The 6867-nt window shown below is 43.0% G+C and carries 7 protein-coding genes; 4 read left to right on the forward strand and 3 right to left on the reverse strand.

Going from position 1 to position 6867, the window contains the following annotated elements; translation table 11 throughout:
- Window positions 1–791: 791 nt before the first annotated feature.
- The gene (locus tag AACT52_RS09465; RefSeq protein ID WP_073636577.1) at window positions 792–1208 is read left to right on the forward strand and encodes a heavy metal-responsive transcriptional regulator; all 417 of its coding nucleotides are present in this window, start codon (window positions 792–794) and stop codon (window positions 1206–1208) included.
- 58 nt (window positions 1209–1266) lie between these two features.
- On the opposite strand, the gene AACT52_RS09470 is transcribed toward AACT52_RS09465, so the two are convergent.
- Window positions 1267–2013 (reverse strand): hypothetical protein, encoded by a 747-nt coding sequence (locus AACT52_RS09470; protein WP_073636580.1) that lies wholly within the window; start codon window positions 2011–2013, stop codon window positions 1267–1269.
- Between the two features lie 698 nt (window positions 2014–2711).
- The gene (locus AACT52_RS09475; RefSeq protein ID WP_073636578.1) at window positions 2712–4160 is read right to left on the reverse strand and encodes an MFS transporter; all 1449 of its coding nucleotides are present in this window, start codon (window positions 4158–4160) and stop codon (window positions 2712–2714) included.
- Between the two features lie 215 nt (window positions 4161–4375).
- Between AACT52_RS09475 and AACT52_RS09480 the strand changes: the two genes are divergently transcribed.
- Entirely contained in the window at window positions 4376–4537 is a 162-nt protein-coding gene (locus AACT52_RS09480) for a hypothetical protein (RefSeq protein ID WP_158055037.1), read from the forward strand.
- A 624-nt stretch (window positions 4538–5161) separates the two neighbouring features.
- Here the strand turns inward: AACT52_RS09480 and AACT52_RS09485 are convergent.
- Window positions 5162–5650, reverse strand: coding sequence for a DUF4174 domain-containing protein (locus AACT52_RS09485; RefSeq protein ID WP_073636579.1), 489 nt, complete (start codon window positions 5648–5650; stop codon window positions 5162–5164).
- Between the two features lie 277 nt (window positions 5651–5927).
- On the opposite strand from AACT52_RS09485, the gene AACT52_RS09490 reads away from it, so the two are divergent.
- On the forward strand, window positions 5928–6341 hold the full coding sequence (locus tag AACT52_RS09490; protein WP_233154264.1) for a hypothetical protein: 414 nt from the start codon (window positions 5928–5930) through the stop codon (window positions 6339–6341).
- Window positions 6342–6374: 33 nt separating this feature from the next.
- A partial coding sequence (locus AACT52_RS09495) for a glycosyltransferase family 4 protein (RefSeq protein ID WP_339374973.1) occupies window positions 6375–6867 on the forward strand: 493 nt, incomplete at its 3' end.

The following is a 6867-nucleotide window of genomic DNA, read 5'->3' on the forward strand; positions in this document are numbered from 1 at the left end:
TGACCAGAAAGAAAAAGGTACAAGCCCCTAAATTTATTTATGGAAAAAGAAAAAATGTATTTCACCGAGTAGGCGCAAGACAAATACGGCGTCCTTGTTACAAGCCCCTAAATTTATTTATGGGGTTCTTACTTTTGACTTTTGACTTTTGACTTTTGACTTCCCCGTTCGCGGAGCGTGTCCGTAAGGACTCAGGGGCTGACTCCCCTGGTTCTAAGTTCTTTCTTCGTCATTTAAACAACATCAATGAGAATTTCTTAAAAAAATAGACCAATAATATCCAAGAGCCAGTCTTCTTGACTTTTGGAGGAAAATAGAGTCAGTCTGTCATGCGCTGGATTCAGCCTCAGCAACATTACGAAGGTAAACAAAACTAACATATCAGTAACACTTAATAAGTGTATAACTATACTATTTAAATTTATTATAAAAGTTATACTAGTTTTATAGGTTCTACCTGGGAATTACTTAGAAGTGGCAAAGCCACTTCTTTTCTAAAACTTAAGGAAAAGATAATATTCTCTCAATAATGAAGTATACAGTTAAGTATTAGATACTTCATATTTCATTCTTGCTGCTTTATTTTGTGCTTTGTTGGGTTTGGGTTTGCTGTCATTGAGTGCACTGCCTCACCGCTCCGCGTGTAATGTGTCCTAGCCTTGTCAAACACGGACACGCACTCGCGTTCGGCACGCCACTTCGTGTCTACGTGGTTCGTACCAAAATAATTTTCACGCATGAATTAGGATTGCTAGAAATGTCGTAAAAAACTGTATAAACAGGGAGATACCGTGTTAACTCAAGATAAGAAACTGCTTTTAATAGGTCAGGTAACAGCTTTAAGCGGAGTTCCTATTAGGACAATTCGCTATTACGAAAGTCTAGGTTTAATTCAGTCCTTAGGGCGAACTGAGGGAGGGTTTCGTCAGTTTTCATCTGATGTGCTGACCCGTCTTTATTTTATTAAACGCGCTCAGAGCCTTGGTTTAAGCTTGCAAGAAATTGGCGAAATCCTCCAAGTTTATGATGGAGGGAAACCTGCTTGTGATGACATTCAACAGAAGCTGAAAGATAAGATATCAGAGATTGATAGACAAATTGAACAGTTATTGACTTTGCGGCATGAATTAAGGGGATTATTGTCAGGATGGGACAGTTTAGCAACTAAGCCTGAAGATACAATATGTCCGATAATTCAGAAAGATTGAACATTGGTAGGGAGATAGCTTCAGCCACCTCGATCATTCCTACCTGAAAGTTACATTTTTAAATGGTTTTATTTAGTTTGCGCTTAAGTGTTAAACCTGTGCCCAAACAACCAAAGGCTAATAGACCGAAAGTGAAAGTTGGTTCCGGGACAGCAGCAATGCTAAGGGTATTGATTCCGACAGCACGGTTTGGCACAGAAGTGCTAAAAACCAGTCGCGAGATATTGGGAGTATCACTGCTCACACCAAGGAAGAGAGCCGAATTATCTAACGCTAAGGAGGAAGTCCCAATTGTGGAGAAGTTCCCCAACAAGTTATTGTCTTGATCAAAAGCTGAGATAAACGCCCTAAATTCTGGAGTATCGTCTACAGTTATCTGAGTACCAGCGCCCAAAACAGGCGTATCGAAGGTAATACTCAAAGGTCCAGGATTCCCAACTGCAGGAAAACCTCCTGGTTGAAAACCTGTGAAAAGGACGAAATCGCCGCTAGCAAAGTTAGTTGGAATTCCAGGTTCAGGCAGAGTTTGAAAGACAAATGGCGGAGTCAAACCAGGAATTGTGGGTATTTCTACACTTAGCCCTAAACCTCCTTCAGATTTTGTTGAGAAGGTGTTGGGTAAAAAATTCAAAGGATTCACTGAACCTAAACTTGACCAGTCTACTTGGTCATTGCTTCCCACAACCGCGCGCTCAGTAACGAATGTGACCGCTTGAACTGGTGGTAGAATCGCTACTAAAGCTGTCAGTGATGCTGCGGTAGCTGTGGTAGATATGATAGAAAGGTTAATTAATCGGGTTGTCATATTAAAGTTTTTACCAAACATTTCTATTGGTAAGAAAATTTCCTGAGCAAGTAAAGTAATGATTTATATACAAACTACTACACTTGCCACGCAAGGAAAATGTGTGTTGTTTAACAATTCATATCTATTAATAAATGGATGCCTAAGCTAGGAGGGTAGCTCTCTGGCTTAGGCATCCATTTAGGTTAGTGAAGTACCTACACTCCCGCTCATGGGTGAGTGTAGGCTTCCGGTGTCACTCGCCGTTGCCTCCTTGTACAAGTACAACTTGGTCTTACACAACGTCTCTGGTGTTTCCACCTTTACTAGGTCAAGCCTAGACCCCGGCAGTCGCCCAGCCTTCCGCAGGCAAATAACTTTTGATTTAGGACTTTGTCTTACGGGAGACTACAGTATTCGCCTCCAAGTCCAGTGTGGTCTCTAGCCTTTTATTCTTCCGCTTTGACAAGTTCGCTGACCACGGCTACTCTCGTCCGCCAACTAGCGGTTTGGACTACTGTTATACTACCACGGAGATTAACAATCAGGGCGCTGTCCCCGCTGTCTCATCAACATAAAGGTTGATATTGATCGGGGGACGCACCCTGATTGTTCGGGCATTCATCTCATCACTTCCCCATTGGGGTCAGTGAGAGGCTTCTGCCCAATTAAGCGAAAATTTAAAACTACCTCGTGGGGTTATGGGCTTCGATAGTCGGTTAATCTACCCCAGCTGCAATTTCCACAGTTGAAAAGGACGCTTCTTGAGGCTTGAAGCTTATGATATTCCGCATCAGTTGCACAATAGACAGACTGCGCTGTTCTTGCACAAATACCAAGGGTATCAGAGCAAGCAATCGCAAAATAGCTGAAAGAGCAAATAACCCTGTTAAGCCACCAATAATATCTAACCCAGCTATGTAGCCGCCAGCTGCTGAACCCAAACCACCGCACGTTCCAGCAACAGCTGCGGCGATCGCATAATATTGAGAAGGACGAGTTGCTGATGCCAGGGACATTTGAATATTGGTGATGGACAAGTCAGTCGCTGCCCCAAAACCGCCACAGACCAAGTGTATGAGCGGTAGCCATACCCATACGGAAACTGAATCAGACCCAACAAATAGCCAGAATAAAGGTGTGACTGCTATCACAATGCCGACTAACAACAGCAAGGGACGATTACCAATCCGGTCAGCTAACCTTCCCCAGAACACTAGCATGACTAAGTTCGCTCCAGCTACCAAACTGGTATAGAGTGTGACTGTGCTGACATCCAAAGCCAAATTTTCCATCATGTAAAGATTGAAAAATGGCGCGCTCAGGTTGAACGCAAACATCCACAATCCCAAATAGAGCAGAAACTTTAAGAAATTGATATCTTGAAAAATATTGAGTTTTTCAGGGTGGTTACGAGCATTTTCCTGTTGTTGGGGCTTTGCTTTGCTATATTCGATTATTTGTGGATTGACATCCGTCATCCAAAATTGACATGCCAAACTCAACAGCCCAATGACAACTCCTAATAACAACAGCACACCGTAACCTTGGATTGAGCCACCGGGCCAAGCTGAGATGGCAAAACCGAGAAGTGGCACACAAACAAGATTAGTCAAACTAGCGGCACTATTGCGAATTCCAAAATAGCGACCTCGTAAGCGTTGAGGAACCAAAGCAGCCATCCAGCTAAACCAGGCACAACTCCCTAAAGCTCCTAAGATATTGGTGATTAGGATGATTGCCAACGTCCAAGTGACAAGTTCGTGTGAAGCAGTATTAGACCAGCCCAACCACGCAATGCCCCCGACTAAAATCAGCCACAGTAGTCTCGAAGGTGCAAAAATTGCTAAAATGTACCAATGGCGACTTTTCATGCTGTCGGCAATATAAGCTCCCAGTGGTTGGAGAAAATTTACCAGCATGGGAATTGACGACAGCAAACCAATTTCTACTGGGGTGGCACCTAGTTGGAGTAAGAAGTTAATCAGCAATACGCCGCCAGTGATGTTGGAAAAAATAGTCGCTAACACACCATCGATAGTAGATGCCTTAAGGCTTGTCCTTGTGGCTTGCTTGGAAATTTTTGGCGGCGCGTCAGTCTTGATGATTGGTGCAGATGCAGCCTGGGGTTCTAGTACTTCTAAAACCGGGGAAGATAAGGTGTTCACTATAGTAAGATTAAGGTATTAAGTTGGACAAGCAAGTACTGAACGACCCGTGACATTGGTCGTAACCTGAGAGTACTCTGAGAATACTCTGGCTCTTAGGGTCTAGATAAGAGTCAGCGGAATGATAAATTTCTCAATCTCTGGAAACAAAATAAAAGATAAAATTCCATCCAATAATAAGATGCAGACCGTAGCTATTTACGGCTACTTAAGCTATGAGAAGTCTTGAGCTACGAAGACGCAACAGCCAAAAGTATGTTGTTTACTCAGTAGATGCAGCCTTATTACTTCATGCAGCGTTGCTGAAGTATTGGCTGAAAAACCTACAGGGTACCAAACTATGTTTTCCCTCTGGTGCTTGCTTCAAACAGCATTAGATGGAATTGTCAAAAAATTTTAATTGATGCCTTTTGCATCATTTTTCTGATAACTGCACTCTTGTACTCCTATCCCACTGGAAGAATACCTAATTTTTTAACGTTCGCGTAGGGTGCGCCCTTGGCGCATACCGCCAAAAACGCTTTAGACGCGCAGCATAATGGCGCAGGCTAGAACGCCAACGAGGAGTAAAGAAGAATAAATAGGTAATCTTATAGTGGCAAGGTAGTAGGACACATAAGTAAGGGTTTATTTTCCATTAAATGAAAAAGTAGTTACCCTAAATGAGTGGCGAAGAGAAGGAATCAGTAAGTGTTACGAATGTATACAACTACTTTTCATTTCTATTTAAAAATTTAATTTTTATTTCTTTATTTACAATAATAGTGCAATTTGAGGAATGAGAAACAACAATATTTTCTATGGTAAAACTAAAAATGACCTGTCGATGGCTATAGGTTAGGTGCGGTGATCTCAGCAAACTGATCGCCCCCCTGTTTGAGGGCTGATGTGAGTTCTATGAGATAGCCGCTTTCCAAGCAATGGCAGATCATACCAGAGTAGGTTAGCGAGTCCTGATTCGACGTTGACTTGCAGTTGCAACAACAAGCAGTACTCAACTTCTAGCTACCTCGTTTTTGCATTTCCTGCTGTCGCATAGGCATCGCATCGATTTGCTCAAAAATGGCTTTGGCTTGGACAGGAGTCGTTTGACGACGCTTGACGCCGCCGTCTTTACCGACCAAAATGACGCGGAAATCTTGAGCGCCAACTTGAAGGCGATCGCGCAGCCTAGCAGCTGAAGAAGGATCTATTTGCTGCGAATCTGCATAACTGTTTCCATCTGTCAAGACTTCAACGAGAATCAAATCTCGCTCAACAAAAGCTGATTTGTGCCCTTGGAATTTTTGCATCTGCTGTTGATAAGCAGGGTTGTTGCTGGAGGGAGCAAAGACTAGCAGCACTCGGTTTTTCCATTTTTGCGAACTCAGGTTAAATGAGGGCATCATAGCAGCATGATTGGGTGAAGCTTGGGCATACGTAGATGTACTTGCTGGCAGTAGGATAAAAAATGCCAGCAAGGGGAGAGTAATCAGTGCTGACTTATTCACAATCGAACTCCTCCTAACGCTGAAGGGTGAAAAATTACTTCATATCTACAAGTCCCCTTTTAAGGTATCATCAATTCTTCCGAATCTTCCTCTATCAAGCATAAAACAGGGGCAAACAAAACCTTTGAGATTAAAAAAGGTTAAAATCTAGGTGCTTATTTGGGGTGCAATGAACATATATTTGCTGAACTTTGCAAACCTCAAAATGCGAATTTTATTCGTCTCTATTCACTTTCCTAGTGATTTAAGCACTTGCACCCAAGGTGTATACAAACGCATGTCACTGTTTATTGATGCCATCAAAGAGATTGGTGAAATAGACATGCTGTTTTTTGTGCCACCAGAAACACAGGTTTCTCTGGAGGCGATCGCCCAAACAGAACGCACGTTTTCCGAACACTGGCAAACTAAGATTAACCTATTTCTTTGCCCCAAGGAGGAACAGAACTCACTCCCCAAGTGGCGACAGCAGTGGGATGGCATTTTCAACTTTTTCAAACAGTCAGACTTTTTCATATCGCCGCAGCAGATGCAAGCACTTGAGGAATGTTTGAGTCGAAAACCAGATGCCATATTTGTGCATCGGCTGTCATCAATGAGTGCAGTGATGCAGGTACAGCAATCTTTGCCACCTGTTTTTCTTGATTTAGATGATATTGAACATATCAGTTTTATGCGCCAAATTCGCTAGCCACCCACTGGGCTTGCAACGCAGCTGTATTACTTGCAAGTACCTGCGCGTTTTTGGGGTGAGATGCAAGCGATTCGTAAGGCGCGTTGCTCGTTTGTGTGTTCAAGCGGCGATCGCCGCTATCTGACAAAACGCTTAGGATTGCCCAATGTTGTGACTGTACCCAACGCAATTGCGATTCCAGAACAACAACCGATTGCACAAGAACCCACTTTGCTGTTAATAGGAGGCTACAACTATTTTCCCAACATGAACGCCGCCAACTTTCTCATCGAACAAGTGTGGACTGATATCTATAAAGCTATACCGGATGCTAGGTTAATTATTGCAGGACCTTATCCGCAAAATATTCGCAGCTACAACAAAAAAGTTCCAGGTGTTGAGTTTCCTGGATTTGTAGATGATATAGATGCGCTTTATCAGAACTCTCGTGTGGTGTGCTGTCCGATCTTTTCCGGAGGAGGAACGCGATTGATACTCCCCACGGCTAAAAGCCGGGGGATTCTTGAAGAGTCCACAAACGAAC

This window comes from Scytonema sp. HK-05, from assembly GCF_963872035.1.
In the GTDB taxonomy this organism is placed as follows: Bacteria; Cyanobacteriota; Cyanobacteriia; order Cyanobacteriales; family Nostocaceae; genus Kalymmatonema.